Below are 521 nucleotides of genomic sequence, written 5' to 3' on the forward strand. Positions count from 1 at the left end.
GCCGCGACGATGTTGGCCTGCACGGCGTTGTCGGTGGCGTCGGAGGGATAGCCGGCCGTGACCGCCCCCTCGTAGAACGTGCCCTGGCTCAGATTCGTGTTGGTCGCGCAGCAGTCGCCGCCACTACCGAGAATGATCGCGCCCTGCTGCTTCATCGGGTTGTACCCGGGCGGCAGCGAACCGCTCCACAACGTCGTCAAACCACCGGACTGCGCGTTGGCACCCTTGAGCGCCATCTGCGTCGTCCCGTTGTTCTTCAACATCGCGGTCACATAAGGGCTCGTGAACGCTCGCTGGTTCGGGTTCCAGGCGGTACCGCCGCCGGGGAACAGGCCGTACTCAAGATCCGCCTGCACCCACGGACCCGAACCCGAACAACCGCCGAACCAGCAGCTGGTGCTGAAGTTGATCGCGTCCATCGCGCCCGCGCCGTCCGCGCGCCGATCCGTCTCACTGTTGCCGTAGTCGAAACAGCAACCGCCGTTCACATGCGTACCCGACGTCACCATGTACGCACCCTG

At 65.3% G+C, this 521-nt stretch carries 1 protein-coding gene; it reads right to left on the reverse strand.

The window, feature by feature from the left end; all coding sequences use genetic code 11:
• Positions 1 to 521 (reverse strand): arabinofuranosidase catalytic domain-containing protein (locus KGA66_RS29365; RefSeq protein ID WP_369015993.1); only part of this gene is annotated, 521 nt, incomplete at both ends.

The sequence above is a fragment of the Actinocrinis puniceicyclus genome, from assembly GCF_018283645.1.
GTDB classification, from domain to species: domain Bacteria; phylum Actinomycetota; class Actinomycetes; order Streptomycetales; family Catenulisporaceae; genus Actinocrinis; species Actinocrinis puniceicyclus.